Annotated in this window: 19 protein-coding genes; 12 read left to right on the top strand and 7 right to left on the bottom strand. The window is 63.3% G+C overall.

The window, feature by feature from the left end; all coding sequences use genetic code 11:
• Positions 1-18 precede the first annotated feature (18 nt).
• Positions 19-768, bottom strand: coding sequence for a hypothetical protein (locus AC1DWA_RS12085; protein ID WP_003945111.1), 750 nt, complete (start codon positions 766-768; stop codon positions 19-21).
• Positions 769-922: 154 nt separating this feature from the next.
• On the opposite strand from AC1DWA_RS12085, the gene AC1DWA_RS12090 reads away from it, so the two are divergent.
• Positions 923-1,333: a VOC family protein gene (locus tag AC1DWA_RS12090; protein WP_019749325.1), complete on the top strand. Its 411-nt coding sequence runs from the start codon at positions 923-925 to the stop codon at positions 1,331-1,333.
• 10 nt (positions 1,334-1,343) lie between these two features.
• On the opposite strand, the gene AC1DWA_RS12095 is transcribed toward AC1DWA_RS12090, so the two are convergent.
• Together AC1DWA_RS12095 and AC1DWA_RS12100 are read right to left on the bottom strand one after the other, a co-directional pair.
• The gene (locus AC1DWA_RS12095) at positions 1,344-2,378 is read right to left on the bottom strand and encodes a glutathione S-transferase family protein (protein WP_020970189.1); all 1,035 of its coding nucleotides are present in this window, start codon (positions 2,376-2,378) and stop codon (positions 1,344-1,346) included.
• A 35-nt stretch (positions 2,379-2,413) separates the two neighbouring features.
• A complete protein-coding gene (locus tag AC1DWA_RS12100; protein ID WP_477845799.1) occupies positions 2,414-3,103 on the bottom strand; it encodes a GNAT family N-acetyltransferase in 690 nt (229 codons plus the stop codon).
• A 144-nt stretch (positions 3,104-3,247) separates the two neighbouring features.
• On the opposite strand from AC1DWA_RS12100, the gene AC1DWA_RS12105 reads away from it, so the two are divergent.
• Both AC1DWA_RS12105 and AC1DWA_RS12110 read left to right on the top strand, forming a co-directional pair.
• A complete protein-coding gene (locus tag AC1DWA_RS12105; RefSeq protein ID WP_019749322.1) occupies positions 3,248-3,871 on the top strand; it encodes a PadR family transcriptional regulator in 624 nt (207 codons plus the stop codon).
• Positions 3,872-3,873: 2 nt separating this feature from the next.
• Positions 3,874-5,358: a DHA2 family efflux MFS transporter permease subunit gene (locus AC1DWA_RS12110; RefSeq protein ID WP_019749321.1), complete on the top strand. Its 1,485-nt coding sequence runs from the start codon at positions 3,874-3,876 to the stop codon at positions 5,356-5,358.
• Here AC1DWA_RS12110 and AC1DWA_RS12115 read toward each other — a convergent pair.
• Complete coding sequence (locus AC1DWA_RS12115) at positions 5,318-6,718, bottom strand: FAD-binding oxidoreductase (protein ID WP_477845800.1); 1,401 nt, start codon at positions 6,716-6,718, stop codon at positions 5,318-5,320. The genes AC1DWA_RS12110 and AC1DWA_RS12115 overlap by 41 nt on opposite strands.
• Between AC1DWA_RS12115 and AC1DWA_RS12120 the strand changes: the two genes are divergently transcribed.
• The 4 genes from AC1DWA_RS12120 (at position 6,717) to AC1DWA_RS12135 (ending at position 10,574) form a co-directional block, all read left to right on the top strand.
• Positions 6,717-7,517, top strand: coding sequence for an enoyl-CoA hydratase/isomerase family protein (locus AC1DWA_RS12120; protein WP_477916654.1), 801 nt, complete (start codon positions 6,717-6,719; stop codon positions 7,515-7,517). The genes AC1DWA_RS12115 and AC1DWA_RS12120 overlap by 2 nt on opposite strands.
• Before the next feature lie 93 nt (positions 7,518-7,610).
• Positions 7,611-8,804, top strand: a complete 1,194-nt coding sequence (locus tag AC1DWA_RS12125; RefSeq protein ID WP_042952424.1) for a class I adenylate-forming enzyme family protein — start codon at positions 7,611-7,613, stop codon at positions 8,802-8,804.
• 35 nt (positions 8,805-8,839) lie between these two features.
• Positions 8,840-9,601, top strand: a complete 762-nt coding sequence (locus AC1DWA_RS12130; RefSeq protein ID WP_019749317.1) for a crotonase/enoyl-CoA hydratase family protein — start codon at positions 8,840-8,842, stop codon at positions 9,599-9,601.
• Positions 9,602-9,608: 7 nt separating this feature from the next.
• On the top strand, positions 9,609-10,574 hold the full coding sequence (locus AC1DWA_RS12135) for an adenosine deaminase (RefSeq protein WP_477845801.1): 966 nt from the start codon (positions 9,609-9,611) through the stop codon (positions 10,572-10,574).
• 3 nt (positions 10,575-10,577) lie between these two features.
• Here AC1DWA_RS12135 and AC1DWA_RS12140 read toward each other — a convergent pair whose 3' ends face one another.
• The gene (locus AC1DWA_RS12140; protein WP_029255793.1) at positions 10,578-11,891 is read right to left on the bottom strand and encodes a D-arabinono-1,4-lactone oxidase; all 1,314 of its coding nucleotides are present in this window, start codon (positions 11,889-11,891) and stop codon (positions 10,578-10,580) included.
• 78 nt (positions 11,892-11,969) lie between these two features.
• Between AC1DWA_RS12140 and AC1DWA_RS12145 the strand changes: the two genes are divergently transcribed.
• Both AC1DWA_RS12145 and AC1DWA_RS12150 read left to right on the top strand, forming a co-directional pair.
• On the top strand, positions 11,970-12,617 hold the full coding sequence (locus AC1DWA_RS12145; protein WP_020908434.1) for a TetR/AcrR family transcriptional regulator: 648 nt from the start codon (positions 11,970-11,972) through the stop codon (positions 12,615-12,617).
• 70 nt (positions 12,618-12,687) lie between these two features.
• Positions 12,688-13,863 carry an amino acid deaminase/aldolase gene (locus AC1DWA_RS12150; protein WP_020970184.1) on the top strand — a complete coding sequence of 392 codons (1,176 nt, stop codon included), beginning with the start codon at positions 12,688-12,690 and terminating at the stop codon, positions 13,861-13,863.
• Positions 13,864-13,908: 45 nt separating this feature from the next.
• On the opposite strand, the gene AC1DWA_RS12155 is transcribed toward AC1DWA_RS12150, so the two are convergent.
• The gene (locus AC1DWA_RS12155) at positions 13,909-17,352 is read right to left on the bottom strand and encodes a TM0106 family RecB-like putative nuclease (RefSeq protein WP_477845802.1); all 3,444 of its coding nucleotides are present in this window, start codon (positions 17,350-17,352) and stop codon (positions 13,909-13,911) included.
• A gap of 83 nt (positions 17,353-17,435) precedes the next feature.
• Here AC1DWA_RS12155 and AC1DWA_RS12160 point away from each other — a divergent pair, with 83 nt between their 5' ends.
• Entirely contained in the window at positions 17,436-18,077 is a 642-nt protein-coding gene (locus tag AC1DWA_RS12160) for an alpha/beta hydrolase (RefSeq protein WP_477916656.1), read from the top strand.
• A gap of 5 nt (positions 18,078-18,082) precedes the next feature.
• Here the strand turns inward: AC1DWA_RS12160 and AC1DWA_RS12165 are convergent, their stop codons facing one another.
• Complete coding sequence (locus tag AC1DWA_RS12165; RefSeq protein ID WP_021344969.1) at positions 18,083-18,700, bottom strand: cysteine hydrolase family protein; 618 nt, start codon at positions 18,698-18,700, stop codon at positions 18,083-18,085.
• Positions 18,701-18,792: 92 nt separating this feature from the next.
• On the opposite strand from AC1DWA_RS12165, the gene AC1DWA_RS12170 reads away from it, so the two are divergent.
• Both AC1DWA_RS12170 and AC1DWA_RS12175 read left to right on the top strand, forming a co-directional pair.
• Positions 18,793-19,494 carry a FadR/GntR family transcriptional regulator gene (locus AC1DWA_RS12170; RefSeq protein WP_477845803.1) on the top strand — a complete coding sequence of 234 codons (702 nt, stop codon included), beginning with the start codon at positions 18,793-18,795 and terminating at the stop codon, positions 19,492-19,494.
• Positions 19,491-20,861, top strand: a complete 1,371-nt coding sequence (locus AC1DWA_RS12175; RefSeq protein WP_477845804.1) for an FAD-binding oxidoreductase — start codon at positions 19,491-19,493, stop codon at positions 20,859-20,861. The genes AC1DWA_RS12170 and AC1DWA_RS12175 overlap by 4 nt, the downstream gene beginning before the upstream one ends.
• The last annotated feature ends 12 nt before the right edge of the window (positions 20,862-20,873 follow it).

The following is a 20,873-nucleotide window of genomic DNA, read 5'->3' on the forward strand; positions in this document are numbered from 1 at the left end:
AGCCTACGGCCCGGACGGCTATCTGCGGATGGCCCGGCGTGTCTCCGTCTGGGGAAGCACTGCGGCATCGTCGGCAGGCATCACGATCAGGTGATCGGTCCACCTGGCCGGTGCCGGTCCGAAGGCTTCGCGCGCATTCTTGACGACGCCCTTGCCGATGGCACGGTTACCCGCACCGCCGATGACCGCACCGATTCCGGCGGGAACGAGCTTGCCGAGGATCAGTGCGCTGCGCTTGGCGGCGTACTTGGTCACGAATTTCCGCACGAGGGTGCTGTTCATTCCCCTCATCGTGGGTCCGGGGATCTTGCTCGTGATTGCCGTTCCCCAGTTCTTGGCCGTGATCCCGGTGGCCTTCTGGACGATCTCCATGCCGGATTCGCCGAGTGCGACTGCCAGTACCAGGGCACGTCGTTGCTGATGATCCTGCACGGAGATTCCGTGGACAGACGCTATTGCCAATGTGAGCAGCGCCGACGCTTCGAGGAAGAAAGCCGATTCCGCACCGACTGCAGCGATGGACGCGACTGTTCCGACGCCCGGCACCGCGGCCGTGGCACCGACGGCGCTGCCGCTTCCGGTCACGGCGAGAATGAACATCTTCTCCATCCGCTCGACGATCTGAGCAGGTGACTCGTCGGGGTGCGCTTTACGGACGTGGTTGACGTATTTGGCCACTGCGGGCGCTTGCAGGCGGCTTCCGTTGTCGAGAACGGAAACGAGGACCTTCTCGATACGCCCGCTGTCGTTGTTCGTCGACTTGCTCATTGCTGCCCCTCCACAGTTGTCCTCCTCTGAAGCGAGGTGGACCGTATCTCGAGAATAGGTGAAGTTTTCGGTAGCGGCGGTGATCGCAGGGGCCATAGGCTCGTACGAGACTCGGTTTTCTTCGTGAGTTTTCCCAGGCAGGAGTTCGAGTGTTATGACCGCCACTTCGGAATCTCGTTCGACGACCATCTGGCCGACACTGCGCTACCTCGACGCCCGGGCTGCAATCCACTTTCTGGTGAGCACCTTCGGTTTCGTGGAGAAGGTCGTCTACGGCGAGGGAGACGTGGTGGACCACGCCCAACTCGACTGGCCGGGAGGTGGCGGCATCATGCTGGGTTCGCCGCGCACCGATTCGGCGATCGCCGGCCTGCCGCCTGGAATCGGTTCGGTGTACATCGTCGTGGACGACGCGGACGCAGCTGATGCACTCCACGAACGCGCTGTCGCGGCGGGCGCCACGATCACGCAGGGATTGCGTGACGAGGACTACGGTTCGCGGGGGTTCACCTGCCGTGATCCCGAAGGTGTGTACTGGAGTTTCGGCACGTACGCAGGGGAGTAGCCGCCGCGACCTATCTGGTGGCCCAGTGCTCTGCTGGAACCACTTCCGACGGGATGGGCGGGTGAGGCGGTGTGCCGTCCCCGAACGGTCGGCCACCCAACTGTTCGCGGCCGTGCGGTTCGAGCCAGTGCGTCAATTCCGGTCCCTTGGGCACGATTCCGGAGGGATTGATCTCGGAATGCACGATGTAGTAGTGCGCTTTGATCTGTGTGAAGTCGATGGTGTCACCGAATCCGGGAGTCTGGAACAGATCGCGTGCGTAGTCCCACAGCACCGGCATCTCGCTGAGTTTGCTTCTGTTGCACTTGAAGTGGCCGTGATAGACGGGATCGAATCGCACAAGCGTGGTGAACAGGCGCACATCGGCCTCGGTGATGGTGTCTCCCACCAGGAAGCGTTGCCGGGCAAGACGTTCGGTGAGCCAGTCGAGGCGGGCGAACAGCGTGTCGTATGCCTCGTCGTACGCCTGCTGTGAACCGGCGAAACCGCAGCGGTAGACGCCGTTGTTGACGTCGCGGAACACGTACTCGGCCACTTCGTCGATTTCGTTTCGCAGAGGCTCCGGGTACAGATCCGGTGCGCCTTCGCGGTGGTACTTCTTCCATTGCGTCGAGAAGTCGAGGGTGATCTGTGGGTAGTCGTTCGTGACCACCTTGCCCGTCGCGATCTCCACCATGGCGGGCACCGTGATTCCCCTGGGGTATTCGGGATCTCGGGCGAAGTACGCGTCCTGTAGTCGCGGGATCTTCAGTACGGGATCGACGCCGCCCGGGTCGAGATCGAAAGTCCAGCTTCGCTTGTCGTGAACCGGACCGCAGATGCCCATCGACAGTACGTCTTCGAGGCCGAGCAGACGGCGGACGATGATGGCGCGGTTTGCCCACGGGCAGGCACGTGCCACGATCAACCGGTATCGCCCCGGTTCGACGGGGTAACCGTCGCGACCGTCCTCGGTGATCCGGGTCGGGATGTAGTTGGTGTCGCGTTTGAATTCACGACCCTCTTCGACGAATGTCGGTTCGCTCGCGCCGTCTTCCGTACTCATCTGCGGTCCCTCTCGTTCGAGTGTCATTTCGAGTGTCAACTGGGCAGGTGCACGTGTACCCGAGCGTATGCCCCCAGAACGTCGAATTTGGCTTTACGTGGAAGCGTCGCGGCGATCGCGCTGCCGCGACTCGTGCGTAGCTGCGGGATCAACCCGGAATCGAGAGCGTCCTCCGCGGCGAGAAGCGTTACTGCACAGCCGATTCCGTGACGGCGATGCGCAGGAGCAGTCAGGGTCGTGAGATCTGCCACGAATCCCTGAAATTCGGAGTATGCCGCGCATCCGAGCACCTCGGCGGAATCGGTGACGGCGGTGAACCACCGCGTCCGGTTCTCGAGGTCGGCCGTGGTGCTGTCGTCGGGTGGGCACAGCGCAGCGACGGCGAGGGCGTCGTCGACCTCGTGGGAAATCAGCAGTTGCTCGTCGGGTGGCGCGTCCGTGTAGTCGCCGAGGAAAGCGAGATCGACGGGACCGGTGATTCGCCCGCCGTGATCGCCGGCGATCTCGAGGAGACGTGTCGGTTGCAGTAGTGCGTCGACGGAGATGCCCTCTGTGCGCTCGATGAACCACTGTGGCCCGACGATCGCACCGGAGCCTGCCAGATCGAGAACGTGGATGTCGTCGCCGACGACCCGGGCCGTGTGCGCCGGACGCAGTGCCGAGTCGCCGAGTCCCAGCTCACGCGCCCAGGCAAGTCGGATGATGTCGAGGTGATGATCGTCCACTCGCTACAGGCTAGTCCGATTCGAACGGGTTGATCGAGACGGACAGAGGTCGTATATTCCATGTGGACTATTTCGGGTGGAATAGTCAAGAAATGGTCAATTGCGGCTCGTCAGTCAACTACGGCTTGTCAGGGAGGGGGACTCATGGGTGACGTGTCACTGACGCCTTTGGGAATCACCGTGCTGGGCCTGCTGTCCGAGCGTTCGATGCACCCGTACGAGATGTACCAACTCGCCTCGGTGCGGCGGGGCGATCAGCTGGTGAAAATCAAGCCGGGATCGCTCTATCACACGGTTTCCCGGTTGGAGAAGCAGGAACTTCTGGCTTCGATCGGGACCGATCGTGAGGGCAACCGCCCGGAGCGGACGACGTACGAGATCACTGCCCGCGGCCGTGATGCCCTCGAACATCAACTACGCGAGATGTTGGCGGTTCCGGTGCGGGAGTATCCGCGGTTACCGCTCGCGCTTGCCGAGATGCACAACCTCTCCGCATCGACTGCGTGTCAGATGCTTCGGATCCGTCTCGCGCACCTCGACAAGACGATTGCGAAATTCGAGGTCGACTACGAAGCGGTGAAGGCCGCGGAGAAACCACGAATCTTCACGGTGGGCGCGGACTACGCCCACGCACTGACCGTCGCCGAAAGAGAGTGGATCGGCGCGTTGGTGACAGACATCGAGAGCGGCGAAATGCCCTGGCTCTCACAAGAACTTCTCGACCGGCTGGCCGGCTCCGCAGGCTCGTCCGCACTACCTAAGGACTGAAGATGGAAAAGCAGGTCAATCCCTGGCACGCGCTGTGGGCGCTGTGTATCGGGTTCTTCATGATTCTGGTGGACAGCACCATCGTCGCTGTCGCCAACCCCGCGATCATGGAGGACCTCGGCACCGACATCAACAAGGTCGTCTGGGTCACCAGCGCGTACCTGCTGGCGTACGCGGTGCCGCTGCTCGTCACGGGCCGACTCGGTGACAGGTTCGGTCCGAAGAACCTGTACATGATCGGCCTCGTACTGTTTACCGGCGCATCACTGTGGTGCGGTCTGTCCGGCAGCGTCGAGATGCTCATCGTCGCAAGGGCTTTCCAGGGTCTTGGTGCTGCAATGATGACGCCTCAGACGATGGCCGTCATCACACGCACGTTCGCGCCGAACAAGCGTGGCGCCGCAATGGGTCTGTGGGGCGCCGTTGCCGGTGTTGCCACCCTGGTGGGTCCGCTTGCCGGTGGCGTCCTGGTGGACAATCTCGGCTGGGAATGGATCTTCATCGTCAACGTCCCGGTTGGTGTCATCGCCTTCCTGCTCGCGTGGAAGCTCGTTCCGTCGTTGCCGACCAGCGAGCACAAGTTCGACATCCCCGGCGTGATTCTCAGTGCCGCAGGCATGTTCCTTCTGGTGTTCGGAATCCAGGAAGGCAGTTCGTACGACTGGAACGGATTCGTCTGGAGCCTGATCGGCGCCGGTGTGGTGTTGCTCGCGGTGTTCGTGTTCTACCAGTCGCGCAACAAGAACGAACCCTTGCTTCCCTTGGAGCTCTTCAAGGATCGCAACTTCTCACTCGCCAATGTCGCCATCACCGCGATGGGCTTTGCGATCACGTCGATGGTCCTTCCGCTGATGTTCTACACACAGGCAGTTCGTGGCCTCTCCCCGACGCAGTCGGCGTTGCTGCTCGTTCCGATGGCAGTGCTGACCGGTATCTTCGCCCCGATCATCGGCAAGCTCGTCGACAAGACACATCCGCGCTACATCGCCGGCACCGGCTTCTTGCTGTTCGCCGTCGCCTTGGGTTGGCTGGCACTGGTGATGTCTCCCGACGTCGCGATCTGGGAACTGCTCCTGCCGATCGGCCTGATCGGCTTCGCCAACGCGTGCATCTGGTCTCCGCTCGCGGCCACCGCCACACACAACCTGCCTCCGATGCAGGCGGGCGCGGGCGCCGGCGTCTACAACACCACCCGGCAGGTGGGTGCGGTTCTCGGCAGCGCTGCGATCGGCGCTCTGATCACCGCGCGATTGGCGGCTCAGGGACTGACCGGCGGCAGTTCGGAAGCCGGCGTGGGTCACCTCCCAGAGTTCGTCCGTGAACCGTTCAGCACGGCGATGTCGGAGTCGATCTGGCTACCTGCGGGTGTGCTGCTCATCGGTTTCGTCGCGTCGGTGTGCTTCGCCCGGCCTTTACGCGGGGACGCGCACGACGACGCGATGGCCGTCAGTGCCGAAGCGCGTCGGGAAACATCACTGCGCGATTGAGATAGTCGCTCGGGTCAAGGGCTCGCTTGATCGCCCACATCGTGGCTATGTCCTGCGCCGAGAGGGCCAGGTCCAGATAGTTGCGTTTGAGCGAGCCCACCCCGTGCTCGGAACTGACGTTTCCGCCGTGATCGCGAACCAGTTCGAGGACACTGCGATACACGGTGTCGGCGTTCGGACAGTTCAGGACGTTGAGGTGGATGTTTCCCTCGGCGACGTGTCCGAACAGGATCGGAATTGCCTCGGGCGCTCGGCTCGCGATCACCGCCGTTGCGTCCTCGGTGAAGGTGGCAAGCGAGTCCAGCGGTAACGCCGCGTCGAATTTCAGTGGGGGACCGAACAATCCGACCACCTCGGCGAAGCATTCGCGGGCCGCCCACAAGCGCGTCGAGCCGGGGGCGTCGACCGCCACGGCCGGGGTCTGCGGTGGGCCGATGCGTTCGAGCAGCTCGGCCAGGTCTTCCAGCGGATCGTGGGCCGCGGACACCTCGGCGAGGAGGTACCACGGTCGCCCTGTCGGAACCGCGGCTTTCAAATGGCGTGCGGCCAGTTCGAGACCGCGCCCGTCCAACAATTCGAGTGCGTCGACGCCGTCGAGAGCGCGCAAGACTCGCCCCGCCTCGACGACGTCTTCGAGTGTGTCGAAACCGGTCAGCGACGTGACGCGGTAGGTCGGTATCTTCCGCAATGTCAGGTCRACGGAAGTGACCACACCAAGAGTTCCTTCGCTACCGACCCACAGCGCGGGCAGGTTGTATCCGGAGTTGTCCGACAGCACTTTCGGGGACCGGCGCACCGTTGTTCCGTCGGGGAGTACCACCTCGAGTCCGAGCACCTGTTCGGCCATGTTCCCGTATCGAACCGTGTGCAGGCCACCGGCATTGGTGGACACGATGCCGCCGATCGTCGCAGTGTCCCGCGAGGCTATGTCGACACCGAACTTCAAACCGGCGGCGGCCGCCGCGGAATGTACCTGCGCGAGTGTCACTCCCGCCCCGACGGTGATCCGCCCGGCGGCAAGATCGACGTCGCCGATCGCCGCGAGGCGTTCGGTGGAGAGCAGGACGTCGTCGTGTTCTGGCACCGTGCCGGCGACCAGGCCCGTTCGCCCGCCCTGAACGGTGACCGGTACACCGCGGGAGCGGCACACGTTCAGCAGTGCAGCGATTTCGGCTGTATCGGCCGGTCGGACCAGGGCGCAGGCACGGCCCGCGTACCGGCCTGTCTGGTCGGTCGAACGGGTCGTCAACACGTCGGCGTCGGTGACGACGAACCGGTGTCCCACAACGTCCGCGAGCGCATTTCTCAGACCGTCCACCCGACGATCGTAGGCCGGTTCGATGTGGCAGTGTGGCGGCATGACTGCTCCCGAATCGCATCCCACCCGTCTCGAGCGCTTCACCACCGATGGTGGTGCCGAGGTGGCTGTCCTGACGTTCGCACACGGACCACTCAATCTGTTCGATCAGGCCATGTTCGACGCGGTCATCGCCGATGTTGCGACGCTGACCGAAAACCCACCGCGCGCGGTGCTTCTGCGCGCCGAGGGCAAGGTCAACTCGGCCGGCGTCGACGTCCACGTGTTCGACGGCCTCGACCCGGAGCAGGGCGCGGAGTTGTGGCGCCAACTGTTCGCCCAGATCTGCCATCCGCTCGAGGCATTGCCGTGCCCGGTGATCTATGCGGCGCACGGGTTGACGCTGACTGCTGCATTCGAGATCTCCTTGGCCTGCGACATCATCCTCGCGGCGCCCAAGGCGAAGTTCGGACTGGTCGAGACAGTGGTCGGTCTGACGCCGTCCATGGGTGGACCGCAGCGTTTGGCCGAGCGTGCCGGTTCCGGACGGGCTCGGGAGTTGGYCATGACCGGCGACCTCTACGACGCCGTAACCCTGCACTCGTGGGGCGTCGTCAATGCAGTTCACGACGATGTCGATGCTGCGGCGCGTGCCCTGGCGACCAGGCTGGCGGACGGACCCACGCGAGCCCACGACGCCACCAAGCAGATCGTCGCGGCCTGGCGTTCCGGCGGGATCGCTCATGCGGATTCGGTGACTCCCGGAGTGTCCGGTGCGCTGTTCGCCACCGATGACCTACGCGGCGCTGTCCGCAGTTTCCTCGACGTCGGACCGGGCAAAGCGGTCTACTCCGGAAAGTAAGTTTGCGACGATTATCGCCAGAGACCTCCACGAACTGTGATCCACGTCATATAGTCGAATGGCCGGTGGGTTGTCAGTGACGTGGAGGTATCGATGCGGTCGACGCTTGTGGAATACCCGTGTTCGAATCAGCTCCTCGCCGACGCCCGCGTCACCCGCGCCGGTGACGGAGTGCTTCGGTACAGCCAGCTGGACCCGTCGTTGTCCGAACTACTGGACATCGCCGTCCATCGGTTCTCCTCTCGCGTCGCGGTCGAGGAGGTCGACGGCGAGCAGGTCACCTTCGCGGAGCTGTGGGCCGAGGCGTCGCGGGTCGCGGGAGGGCTGAAGTCGCGAGGCGTCGAGATCGGTGACCGTGTGGCCATTCGTGTCGCAGCTGGGGTGAGGTGGATGGAGGCGTGCCTCGGCGTCATCCTCGCCGGCGGCGTTCCGGTCTCCGTCGGTGTGCACTTGAGTGATGATGCGGCGGACTTCGTCATCGCGGACAGTGGCTCGGTGTTGGTGCTCGACGGGGAACTCCCGCACGGTGTTCCGTTCATCGACGACGGCGCCGCACCGGACGAGATGGCGATCCTCGCGTACACCGCGGATTCTTCGGGCGAGATGCTTGGCGTCGAGTTGAGTAACGAGAACGTGCTTTCTGCCATCGTCGGAATTCTGCACTCGCGTGACTACGGCGTCGAAGGTGTGCGGAATCTGCTGGTGGACAACGACTTCAAGTCGGTGCGGCAGTTCGTGCACGTGCTCGCGACGTTGGTGGTCGGTGGAACGGTGGTCCTCGCCGGCGACTTCTGGCGTGAGAGTGTGCATACCGTCGACATCGTGACCGGGCGGCCCGAGGACTTGCTCGAGCCACGGTTGCTCACGCTCGGGCCGGCGGCGCGTTCCGGTTCGAGGTCGGTGCAGTGGATCGATTGCAGCGGGTCGCCGATCACGGCCGAACAGGAATCCAAGCTGCTGACCCTGTTCCCGGCTGCTCGGCATGTGATCGGGTGGGGTAAAACCGAAACCTGTGGGGCTGGTCTCATTCTGCCAACCGAGTCTGCGCCCACCCACCTCGGAAGCGTCGGAATCGCTTTCGGTGGAATGGAAGTGGCGTTGTACGGCCCGGATGCGCCAGGTGGTTTCGGTGAGTTGCTGTGCCGCGGGCCGAGTGTCACGCGTCGCTATTGGAACTCGCCGCAAGCGACCTCGACGAGATTCACCCAGGGGTGGTTCTGCACTCACGACACCGCGCAGATCGACCCCGATGGCTTCGTCCGTATTGTCGAACGCAACGTCGCGTAGTCACGCGAGCGTGGTCGACAAACGAGAGGGACATCATGGCGGACGAGGTTCTCACCGAGCGGCGCGGGCGGACACTGATCATCACCATCAACCGGCCCGAGGCGCGTAACGCCATCAACTCGGCGGTCAGTCACGCGTTGGCCGCCGCGGTCGAAGAGCTCGATGCGGACGACGATCTGTCCTTGGCCGTGCTGACAGGAGCCGGCGGAAACTTCTGTGCCGGTATGGATCTGAAGGCATTCGTGGCCGGCGAGAACGTCCTCGTGCCGGGACGCGGTCTCGGATTCACGGAAGGGCCACCGCGTAAGCCGATCATTTCGGCGGTCGAGGGCTTTGCGTTGGCAGGCGGCACGGAACTCGTGCTTGCCACCGACCTGGTGGTGGCGTCGTCCGAAGCGAAGTTCGGTATCCCGGAGGTCAAGCGAGGACTGGTTGCAGGTGGCGGCGGATTGTTGCGCCTGCCCAAGCGGATTCCGTACCAGAAGGCTCTGGAACTGGCGCTGACCGGCGACAGTTTCACCGCCGAGGAGGCATACCGCTACGGCTTCGTGAACACGTTGACCGAACCGGGCAAGGCGCTCGACGGCGCACTGGAGTTGGCTGATCGAATCACCCGCAACGGACCGCTCGCGGTAGCGGTCACCAAGGAGATCATCGTCAAGGCCGGCGGTTGGTCCGACGACGAAGCTTTCGCGAAGCAGTTGCAGGTCATGGCGCCGGTATTCGCATCCGAAGATGCACGCGAGGGTGCGACGGCGTTCGCCGAGAAGCGCGCCCCGGTCTGGAAGGGGCGGTAACACCGACATGACTACACCTGTCGCCGAACTGCACATGCACATCGAGGGTTCTCTGGAGCCCGAACAGATTTACCGACTTGCCGAGCGCAATCGAATGGATCTGCCGTACAAGGACATCGACGATCTGAAGTCGAGGTACGAGTTCACCGACTTGCAGTCGTTCCTCGATCTCTACTTCGCCAACATGGCCGTCCTGCGCACCGCGGAGGATTTTGCCGACCTGACGCGAGCGTACTTCCGCCGGGCGGCTGCGGCCGGCGTCGCGCATGCCGAGTTCTTCTTCAATCCACAGGCGCACGTAGTCCGTGGTGTTCCGCTGACCGAGGTCCTGGACGGGATCATGGATGCGGTGGCATCGAGCGAGCGCGAGTTCGGGCTCAGCAGCGCGGCAATCGCCGCCATCCTCCGAGATCAGCCCGTCAAGGACGCCGAGGAGATCTTCTCCGAGATAATTCGCCTGCAGGCTCCGATCGTCGGGCTCGGGCTCGACTCCGCAGAGGTAGGCAACCCACCGTCACTGTTCGAGGACGTGTTCGCCCGCGCGCGTGCCGAGGGTTTGCACGTTGTCGCTCACGCCGGTGAAGAGGGACCGCCCGAGTACATCTGGCAGGCACTCGACATTCTCGGCGCCGAGCGGATCGACCACGGAGTCCGGGCACTCGAGGATCCTGCCCTGATCGAGCGTCTGGTCGACGAGGAGATTCCACTGACGGTCTGCCCGTTGTCGAACGTTCGTCTGCGGGTGTTCGATTCGCTGTCGGATCATCCGCTTCGATCGATGCTCGAGATGGGTTTGATCGTCACGGTCAACTCCGACGACCCGGCCTACTTCGGGGGATACGTCGACGACAATTTCACCGAACTGGGCCGAGCCTTGGGTCTGACCGAGGCCGAGCGAGACACCCTCGCCCGGAACTCGATCAAAGCCTCGTTTGCGAGCGATGCACGAAAAGCGGAACTGCTGCGGCGCTGACCGTCAGTCGCCGAGTACCTGACGCAAGTATTCGTTGTCGAACACACGATTCGCGTCGTACTTGTCTCTCACGGCGACAAAGTCGTCGAGTCGGTCGTACGTAGGACGCAGGTCGTCGACGGTCCGGTTGTGCATTTTTCCCCAATGCGGCCGGCCGTCGACGGCGCGGGCGATGGCTTCCACTGCGGCGAAGTATTCGGTTTCGGGTCGTCGGTGGTACTGGTGTACGGCGATGTATGCGGTGTCGCGTCCGTGAGCAGTCGAGAGCCAGAGGTCGTCGGCGGCAGCAAAACGTACTTCGACGGGGAACGCGACGTTAGTTCCGGACTTCTTCATCCAGCGGTCGATTTCGTGGAGTGTCTCGGTGACGTGTTCGCGGGGAATCGCGTATTCCATCTCCTTGAACTTCACCCGGCGCGAAGACGCGAATACTCGGTAACTGCGATCGGTGAACTCCCGGGCGCCGAGCAATCGAGACGACACGTTGTTGATTCTCGGGATCGCGGCCGGTGCCAGGGTGGCAACGCGGTTGACACCTTCGAAGAGTGTGTTCGAGAGGAGTTCGTCGTCGACGAACGCGCGGACCTTGCCCACTGGATCGGGTTCGGTATCTCCGGGCAGTCGCGTATTGCTCTTCGTCAGGACACGGTCGGTGTGCGGAAACCAGTAGAACTCGAAGTGGTCCAAGCCCAGACGATCGCTCTCGAGGGTGTCCAGTATGTGAGACAGCGTGTCGGGTTCCTCGATTGCGCGAAGTGTGAATCGCGGGACGCAGGCGAGAGTGATCTTCGAAATGATGCCGATTGCGCCCAATCCGAGGCGGCCTGCTTCGAACAATTCGACGTTTTCGTCAGCGCTTGCGGTAACGACGGATCCGTCGGCGAGAACGATCTCGATTCCGCGAATCTGTGTGGCGATACCGCCGAATCGTGCGCCGGTGCCGTGTGTGCCGGTGGACGTCGCGCCGGCCAGTGACTGGACGTCGATGTCACCGAGATTGGCCATCGCATATCCGCGTTGCCACAAGGCGTCGTTGAGAGCATGAAGGCGAGTGCCTGCAAAAACAGTGACCAGCGCACCGTCGTCGGTCGGCGTGATCGAGTCGATTCCGCTCAAGTTGTCCAGGCTGACGAGGATACCGTCGGTGACCGCGACACCGGTGAACGAATGGCCGGCGCCGACGGCCTTCACACGTTGGCCGCGCGCCGCGGCCTCGGCGACCAACGACGAAAGTTCACGGGTATTTGTCGGCGTCGCAAAGCGACGCGGCGCGGCACTTTGAGTGCCCGCCCAGTTCTGCCAAGTGTCCGAAGCCATTACGCAATAATGTACTTGGACGGTCGTCCAGGCAAGTATTGCGCGAAGATTTTGTCATTTGCGTTCTACGATCATTGGATGCTGAACAGGCTTCCGGCGGACGAACGCCGCACACAATTGGTCGAGTCCGCTTTGTCTATTGCGGAACAGCGCGGTGTCAGTTCTGTGACGGTAAGGGCGGTGGCAGAGGAGGCCGGCGTATCGCTCGGCGTCGTTCATTACTGCTTCGAGAGCAAGGAAGCGCTGATCGCGGCAATGGGTGAAACGCTCATTCTGCAGCTCAGTGCGTCGATGCAGTATGCGTTCGCGCAGGTCCGCCATGCGCCGGATCTCAGTGGTGTGCAGGGGCTCAGGGAATTGCTGCATATCGGCCTGACCGGAATGTGGCCGACCATCGAAGCAACTCCGGATCGCCAGTTGTTGACCTACGAAATCACCGCGCAGGCACTGCGTAGTCGCAATCTCGGAGCCGAACGTGCTGGGGCAGTTGCATTTGAGCAGTACCGAATCATGGATGAGCTCGCGGTGTCGTTTCTCGAAGAGTGCGCCAAGATATCGGGCACGGTGTGGACGGAGCCGTTGAGTTCGATTGCGCGACTGAGTCTTGCAATGATCGACGGCCTTGTTCTGCGATGGCTGGTCGATCGTGACTCCGACGCGACTATTGCCGAGTTCGGAGAAATGGTTCAGGTAATCGCCAATAAAGCAGTGGTCGCGCCTCAGTAGAACCGCCATCCTGGACATACGTCCAGGATTGGTGATTGACTGGTCGCACGCCGCGACGATTGGATCATCTGTGACCAGGACCCTCGATCGACTCACTGCTGCCACGCGAGAACTCGACCCGCCTCTGGCTGCTCTGGATCTGACCACACTGCGCAGTAATGCAGCCGACCTGGTGCGCCGCGCCGGTGGAACCCCGGTGCGAGTGGCGAGCAAATCGGTTCGTTGTCGTACGGTTCTGACTGAAACTCTCGGTGACACACTGACTGCATCCGGCGGGTTCCGCGGAATCATGGCGTACTCACTGCGCGAGGCTCTGTGGCTGGTCGGGCTCGGCGCACGGGACATCCTGATGGGATACCCGACCGCCGATCGTGGCGCCATCGCGGATCTCGCTGCCGATGACACCGCCCTTCAATCGATCACCTTGATGGTCGACGACGATGCGCAGTTGGATCTCATTCGTTCGGCGTCGACGGGAGATGCGCCTGTCCGGGTATGTCTCGACGTCGATGCGTCACTGCGGATCGGTCCGATCCATCTAGGCGTACGACGCTCGCCGCTGCGAGAACCTGCCGCGGTCGCCGCACTCGCGGCGCGTGCTCGTCAGCGCGGATTCTCCGTCGTCGGCGTGATGTTCTACGAAGCCCAGATCGCCGGCCTCCCGGACACCAGCGCTCCGATCGGTTGGGTCAAGAAGGCCTCTGCCCGCGAACTGGCGTCCAGAAGGGGCGCTGTGGTCGCGGCCGTCACCGATGCCGTGGGTGCACTCGAGATCGTCAACAGCGGCGGTACGGGATCGCTGGAGGTCAGCTCGGCCGATCCTGTGGTGACCGAGGTAACAGCAGGCTCCGGACTGTACGTACCGACCCTGTTCGACCGCTACCGCGCCTTCCGTCCCGATCCGGCTCTGTTCTTCGCACTGTCGGCCGTGCGCAAGCCGACGCCGTCCGTCACGACCCTTTTCGGCGGCGGATACATCGCGTCGGGACCTGCCGGAGCCACCCGCGTTCCGTCACCGGTCTGGCCCGCTGGTCTCAAACTGCTCCGCAACGAAGGAGCCGGCGAAGTCCAGACGCCGGTCACCGGGAAGGAAGCCGGAAACATCGCGATCGGCGACCGCGTATGGTTCCGTCACGCCAAGGCAGGCGAACTGTGCGAGCGCTTCGACCGCGTGTATGTGGTCGAAGCCGACGGCACCCGAACCTCGGTTCCCACCTACCGCGGCGAAGGGCAGTGCTTCGGGTAGGACAGTGCTTCGGGTAGGGCAGCGTTTGGGTGTGAAAATATTCGGCTAGCTCGTCAACCTCATGAACGCGCCGAGCTCCACCAATCCTGCGGGCGTGCTCGGCATGTACTGCGTCAACGCGTGTGATCGGACGATGATCGCGCACCACTTGCCGCGGGAGACAGCAACATTGAGGCGGTTCCGCGACAGGAGGAACGACATTCCTCGCGGGACGTCCTCGACGGCAGATGCGGCCATCGACACGATTGCCACCGCGGCCTCGCGGCCCTGGAACTTGTCGACGGTCCCGACCTCGACCTCCGTGAGACCGGCTTCGGTGAGATCGCGCTCGACGGTACCGACCTGGGCGTTGTATGCCGCGACCACGAGGATGTCCGACTGCTCCAGGGGCCGGGTTCCCTCGAACTCGCTCGGGTCGGTCCATGGCGTACCGAGAAGGCCCTGGATCTGGCAAACGATTTCGTGGGACTCTTCCGGGGAGTACGTGGAATTGCCGCGGTGATCGACGAACACCGTGTGCACTCCGGCAGCGAGTCCGTCGAGTTTTCTTGCCGCACTCACGGTTTCCTGGGAATGCAGCTTGCCCTCGTACGACAATGCGGACACGGGCGCACACAGATCCGGGTGCATCCGCCAAGTCTTCTCGAGGAAGTAGCCGAGTTCGGGTGGCAGTGCGCCGTGTCCCTCGGCGAGCCAACCGAGCGCCGATTCGTCGACAGGTTCGGGGTGAGTACCTTGGCTCACCTGCGGCAACTGCTGCGGATCGCCCAGCAGCAACAGGTTTCGCGCGGAAATCGCGACGGCAATGGTGTTGGCGAGCGCGAACTGGCCCGCCTCGTCCACCACGAGCAGGTCCAAGCTGCCCGCTGGAACACGATCGGTGTTCGCGAAGTCCCACGCAGTGCCGCCGATGACGCAGCCGACGCCTTCGGCCTCTGCGATGAATCCCGCATATTCTTCGGAAGCGATGTCCTGCCATTCTGCGGTCTTGCTGCGGCTGCCCTTCTTCGCGACCAGCGCAGGGTCCACTCCGGCCTTCAGAATGCCGCCGAGCATGTTCTCGACCACCGAATGTGATTGAGCCACCACTCCGATTCGCCACTGATGTTGTTCGATCAGTGTCTTGACGACACGAGCACCCGTGTAGGTCTTGCCCGTACCAGGGGGACCCTGTACTGCCACGTAGGAATCATCGAGGTCGAGAAGTGCGGCGGTGATGGCGTCCGCGTAGTTGTTGTCGCCGCCGACGGGCGGGAGCGGTGAACCCGAGCGTGTCCTCGGGGTGCTGCGCCGGAGAATGTCGACCGCTGCTACGGGTGGCAGTTCGGGCAGGATCTCGCTGGCGCCGGATGCGGCAGCGGCGATGGACTTCTCCATGCGTCCGGTGGGAATCGGACGACCAGGTGCCAATGCGACTGGGGCATCGAGGTATTCGTCACCGCCGAGCAGTTCTTCGACGGTGACCACGTCGAGTCCTTCGGACTTGACCACGGCCGTGACCTTGACGCTGCTGGTGCCGCGTTGGGTGGGGTTCTCGCTTGCAACGGCATCGGGGGAGGGTGTTGCGTAGAGAGCGAACAGATCACTGCCCGGGCTCAAAGACGTTCCGGTGCCGAAACTTCCGGTCAGCTGAATGTGTCGACGGAACTTCTTCTGACGTGGGGTGCTCTTGTGCCAGTCCGCCTCGATTTCGGACTGTTCGACCACCATGACGTCGCGGATGTCCACCAGGTCTTCGATCGGTGTGACCAATCGGTCGAAGTGGGCCCACCAGTACGGCTTCCGCTCACGATTGTGGTACCCCACCGCAGCGGCCAGTAGAGCAGCTGCCTGCTGATCGGGGGTACGCGCCGAACCTGCCTTGTGTCCTGCGAATTCGCGGAGCGCGATCTCCGGTTCGGTGAGCTCCTCGAGTGGAATCTTGATCTGCCCGGTCGGCTCACGAAGTTCGACGCCGTGTTCTGCGGCGCGCTCGGCAAGCCAATCGCGCAGGCGCAGAGTGGATTCGCAGTCGTACTCGTTGTAGTCGGAGATGCCCTGAAGAAGTTCCCTGGCCTGGTCGGCTTGTCCGCCGTCGCGCAATTGGCAGTAGTCGGCATAAGCGACAACCGAAGCGGCGGCGTTGGTCACGTCGCCGTCGCGGCCGTGCTCACCCATGTAGAGCGGCTCGAGTTTCTTGATGCTGTACGAGCGTTGTCCGATCCGCAGGCAGGCGCGGACGATCGGGTACAGGTCCACGAGCACGTTCTCGCTGAGCAGCGTGTCCACCGTCTGCTCGCCGACACCGTGACGTGCGGCCAAGCGCAACAGCGCCGATTTCTCGTACGCGGCGTAGTGATAGATGTGCATGCCGGGGTGAGCTTCTCGGCGCGCGGTGACATAGTCGAGGAAGTCGAGGAGTGCCTGGCGTTCACCGTCGCGATCGTGTGCCCAGAACGGCTTGAACACGTAGTCGTCCGCCGGTCCTTCGACCACACCGAAAAGGTATTCCAACCCCCAGTCGGTGGATCCGTCCTCGGCCCAGAGCGGATCGCCCTCGAAGTCGAAGAAGATGTCGCCGTCGTCGGGGACGGGTAGTCCGCCGAGCGCCGAGGGTTCGTAGACCTCGAATTCGGCGTCGCCGGATTGTTCCTGACGAAGTTGAACCGCGGCCTGTGCACGGAGTTTGTCGAGTGTTTCCCGTCGAATTCCCTCGACAGGGCCGGTGCTCGCGGCGAGTTCGTCAATTGTCGTGATCCCCGAGACGATCAGTTGTTCACGCTGATTGCCGCGGACGCCCGCAACCAGCAGCAGGTCCCGATGGCTTTCGACTTCGACGCTGCAGGTGTTGCATCGACCACAACGCAGGTACCGATCGTCGAGCCACTGTGTCGGTTTCCCCTCAGCACGGTGCTCGTCGAGGACTCGTTCGAGTTCAGCTCTGCGTGCTGCGAATACCGGCGCGATGTCTCCGATGTCGTGCGACGACGTGCTGCCGTCGCCGAGCAGTAGATGAACCTGATCGGAGGCGGCAATTGCATTGCGCTCCAACGCATCCGCGTATGCGGCGAGTTGTAGAAGTGCCGACACCTTGGCGTGCCGGGAGAGCTTGCTGTCGTAGACCGCGTAGGTGTTGCCTTCGCGGACGAGGAAATCGCAGAACCCGAGGAATCGGCCGTCGAAAAAGGTTCCCTGATAGATGACTGGCGCGCCCGATCGTGCTGCCTCGACGGTGGCCAACGTGGCGGCGGTCAGGCCTGCGCGTGAGTGTTCCGGTCGCGGCATGACGACGACGCCGTCTCCGTGTTGATCGATGAACTTCTGAAGCTGTTCGCGCTCGTGCGAGTCGCCGAGGCTCGACGTCCGCTCGAGCATCGGATCTGCCTCGACCGCCTCGGCTGAGATCAGACCGGTGCGGGCGTCGAGTTGCCGCAACAGTGCGAACTCGCACGAGGCCGCGGCCGAGAGGTCACTGGCGCTGTAGACGATCTGATCATCGAGTAGGAACACACGGAGATTGTGCCATCGCTCACCGACAAGGCAACCCACCAGTAATCGCCCACCGCCCGCGGATGCCCGTAGGAGAGTGCAGAATGACGAGCATGCCCTTCTTCGACGGACGAACCGGTCAGGTGCACTTTCGGCATTGGCCGGCGGCAGGGGGCGCAGTGCCCACTGTGTCTTTGGTCTTTCTGCACGGCCTCGGTCAGCACAGCGGGCAGTATCACCGTTTCGCGGGTGCAATGACGGCGTCGGGGATCGACGTGTGGGCGATCGATCACACCGGACACGGCTTGTCGGAGGGTGATCCGGGAGTCGGGGCTCCGCTCTCCGATCTTGCTGCAGATGCAGCCGCGCTGGCTGACATCGCTTTGGCCGAACTGCCCGAAGTTCCGCAGGCGGTGATGGGTCATTCGTTAGGTGCCGTGACTGCGCTGACGGTGCTGGCTCATCGCGATCACGAATTCGCGTCCGCGGTGTTGTGCGGCATTCCGCGCAGCGCGGTGGAGCAACACGGGTGGGCGGAACTCTCCGACGCGGGCATCCCAGTCCTGGTCGTTCACGGTACCGACGACCGGATCGCCCCGGTCGATCCCGTCCGGGATTGGGCGCGGACGCTGCRCAACGTCGAGATGCGCGAGTTCGAGGACGCCGGTCACGACCTGCTGCACGAGAAGGTTCACGCCAGTGTCACCAACGTCAGCCGTGAATTCCTTCTCGCGCATTCCAGGTAGTCCTCTCAGGAGAGCGCGCCGAGCACCTCTTTCGACGTGACGGGGTGCGAGAACATCGGGTAGTCGTAGGTGATCGCGTTCTCGTGTTCGGCGACCGAGGTGCCTGCCACGCAATCGGTGAGTGTGATGACCCGGTAACCGTTCTCGTATCCGGTGCGCATGGTCGATTCGACGCAGCAGTTGGTCAGGAAGCCGCCGAGAACGATCGTGCGAATTCCTTTGCTGCGCAGAATGAAATCGAGGTTGGTGCTGGCAAAAGTGTCGAGTCCGCGCTTGCCCTCGATGACGATGTCGCCGTCTTTCGGGGTGAGGTCGTCGACGATCGCAGCTCCCCAGGAACCCTTCACGAAAGCCTTGCCGTCGACGACGCCCTTGAGGATGCCGTACGGATGCGAGGTGATTTCGTTGTATCCCTCGGCGAAGGTGATCGGTGCGTGCATCACGGTGACACCTGCCGCCCGAGCCGCATCGACCAGCGCAGTGGTGTTCGCGAGGAGTCCGTTCGATTCCATGACCGGAGCGACGGCCTCGTGAAGAACACCGCCCTCGGTGGTGAAGTCGTTCTGGTACTCGATGAGCACGACGGCTGTGGTTGCTGGATCCAATTCGAGCTTGTCGGTCATGGTCGACACCTTGTCTGTTGTGGTCCGGGTCACGAATCTCCTCAATTAAACAGTTTGTCAGACAAGCAGGCAAGGGGTGGTAGCGTCGCGGCATGGATACGACTCCGTTGTCGCGCATGCCGCTCAGCCTTGCCGTGTCGGGAAGAATCCGTGCTGCCATACTCGACGGCTCGCTTCCCGTCGGCGAGGCGTTGCCGACCGAACAGGAACTCGCGCAGACCTTCTCGGTGGGACGATCGACGGTCCGCGAGGCACTTCGTGTCCTGCAAGCACAGGGATTGTTGACCGGCGCGGACACCACTTCTACTGCCAGGCCTCGGGTGACGCACGAGCACACGGCCGATTCTGCGGCCACCGCTCTCAGTACGGCACTGCAAGTGGGCGCGGTTCCGCTCGGCGATCTTGTCGAATTGCGAGTGCTGCTCGAAGCTGCTGCGCTGCGAACCGTCGCCGTCGTGCCAGACGACGCCCGGGCTGCGATCGAGCGAATGCGCATCGCAACACTTGCCGACGACTCGGTCGCATTCCACGACGCCGACGTCGACTTTCATGTTGCGCTCGCCGGAGCGGGCGGGAACAAGGCGTTCGGGTTGGTCATGACGGTTCTCCGCGACAGCATCGCCGGCTACCTGCTGAGCGAACTCGACTCGCGCGAGAACTCGGCGGCCACGCTTGGCTCACTGCTGGCCGAGCACGAGGGTATCGCCGACGCGATCGAGCGCGGCGCAGCTGACGAGGCCGCCGATTTGGTCGAGCGCCATGTGCGCGGATTCTACGAAGGACGAACGGAATGACCACGAGTATCGATCTGTTGGGCGAACACTTGCAGAAAGCGGTGGGGGACAGGGCGACAACCGATCCCGACCGGATGGGCGCGTACGTCCGGGATCAATCACTGCTCACTGCAGCCGGAAGGCCCGCCGCGCTGGTCAAGGCGAAGACGGTCGACGACGTCGTCGCGGTTATGACAGTGGCGCACGAACTCTCCGTTCCGGTGGTGACACGAGGGGCAGGTACCGGGTTGGCCGGCGCTGCCAATGCGCTCGACGGGTGCATCGTCTTGAGCGTCGCGGGCATGGATCGCATTCTCGAGATCGATCCTGCCGCGCGCACCGCCACGGTGGAGCCCGGAGTGATCAATGGTGACCTGGCGGAAGCTGCTGCACAGCAGGGTCTTTGGTACGTACCGGATCCGGGAAGCCGGGCCATCTCGAGTATCGGCGGCAATCTGGCGACAAATGCAGGCGGCATCTGTTGCGCCAAGTACGGCGTCACCGGTGATCACGTCGCGGCCCTGACGGCGGTACTCGCCGACGGGCGTGTGGTCCGTACCGGTGCACGGACGCGCAAAAATGTTGCGGGGCTGGACCTGACACATCTGCTCGTGGGCTCGGAGGGAACGCTCGCGGTCATCGTCGAAGCCACGATGCGGTTGCGTACGGCGCCCACTGCGGCGACCACCGTCGTCGCCTTCTTCGATTCCGCGGAGTCCGCGATCGATGCCGTCCTCGCCGTGTCGGCAGTGGCCGAACCGTGTCAGATGGAGTTGATGGACGACGTCACCATCGGCGCGGTCAATCGGCTGACGAAGATGGGGCTGGACGAATCGGCCGGGGCGATGCTGCTCATCCAGTGCGACGGTAGGTCGGCGGCCGCCGAGGCAGCGGACTGCGCCGCGGCGTGCGAAAGTGCCGGGGCTCGAGAGGTTTTCCACACCGATGATCCCGTGGAAGGTGAAGAGTTCACTGCCGCCCGCCGGATGGCGTTGCCAGCTCTCGAGGCGTTGGGCACGGTACTTCTCGACGACGTCGCGGTGCCGGTGCCGGCGTTGCCGTCCATGTTGGAATGCATTCGTGAAGCGGCCGATCGCCACGGTGTCACGATCGGAACCTTCGGCCACGCCGCCGACGGCAATCTCCACCCGACCATCGTGTTCGACGCTGCCGAAACGGGAGCGCAGGATCGTGCGCGCGGAGCTTTCGACGACATCGTTGCCGGCGCACTGGCATTGGGCGGAACGATCAGCGGTGAACACGGTATCGGGGTTCTCAAAGCGCCGTACATGGCAGACATGGTCGGCCAGACCGAACGCCAGTTGATGCTTGCGGTGAAGGCCGCATTCGATCCGAAGAGCATTCTCAATCCCGGACGGGGTATCTGAGCGCTTCGTCCG

The sequence above is a fragment of the Rhodococcus sp. P4_F3_2 genome (assembly GCF_056401335.1).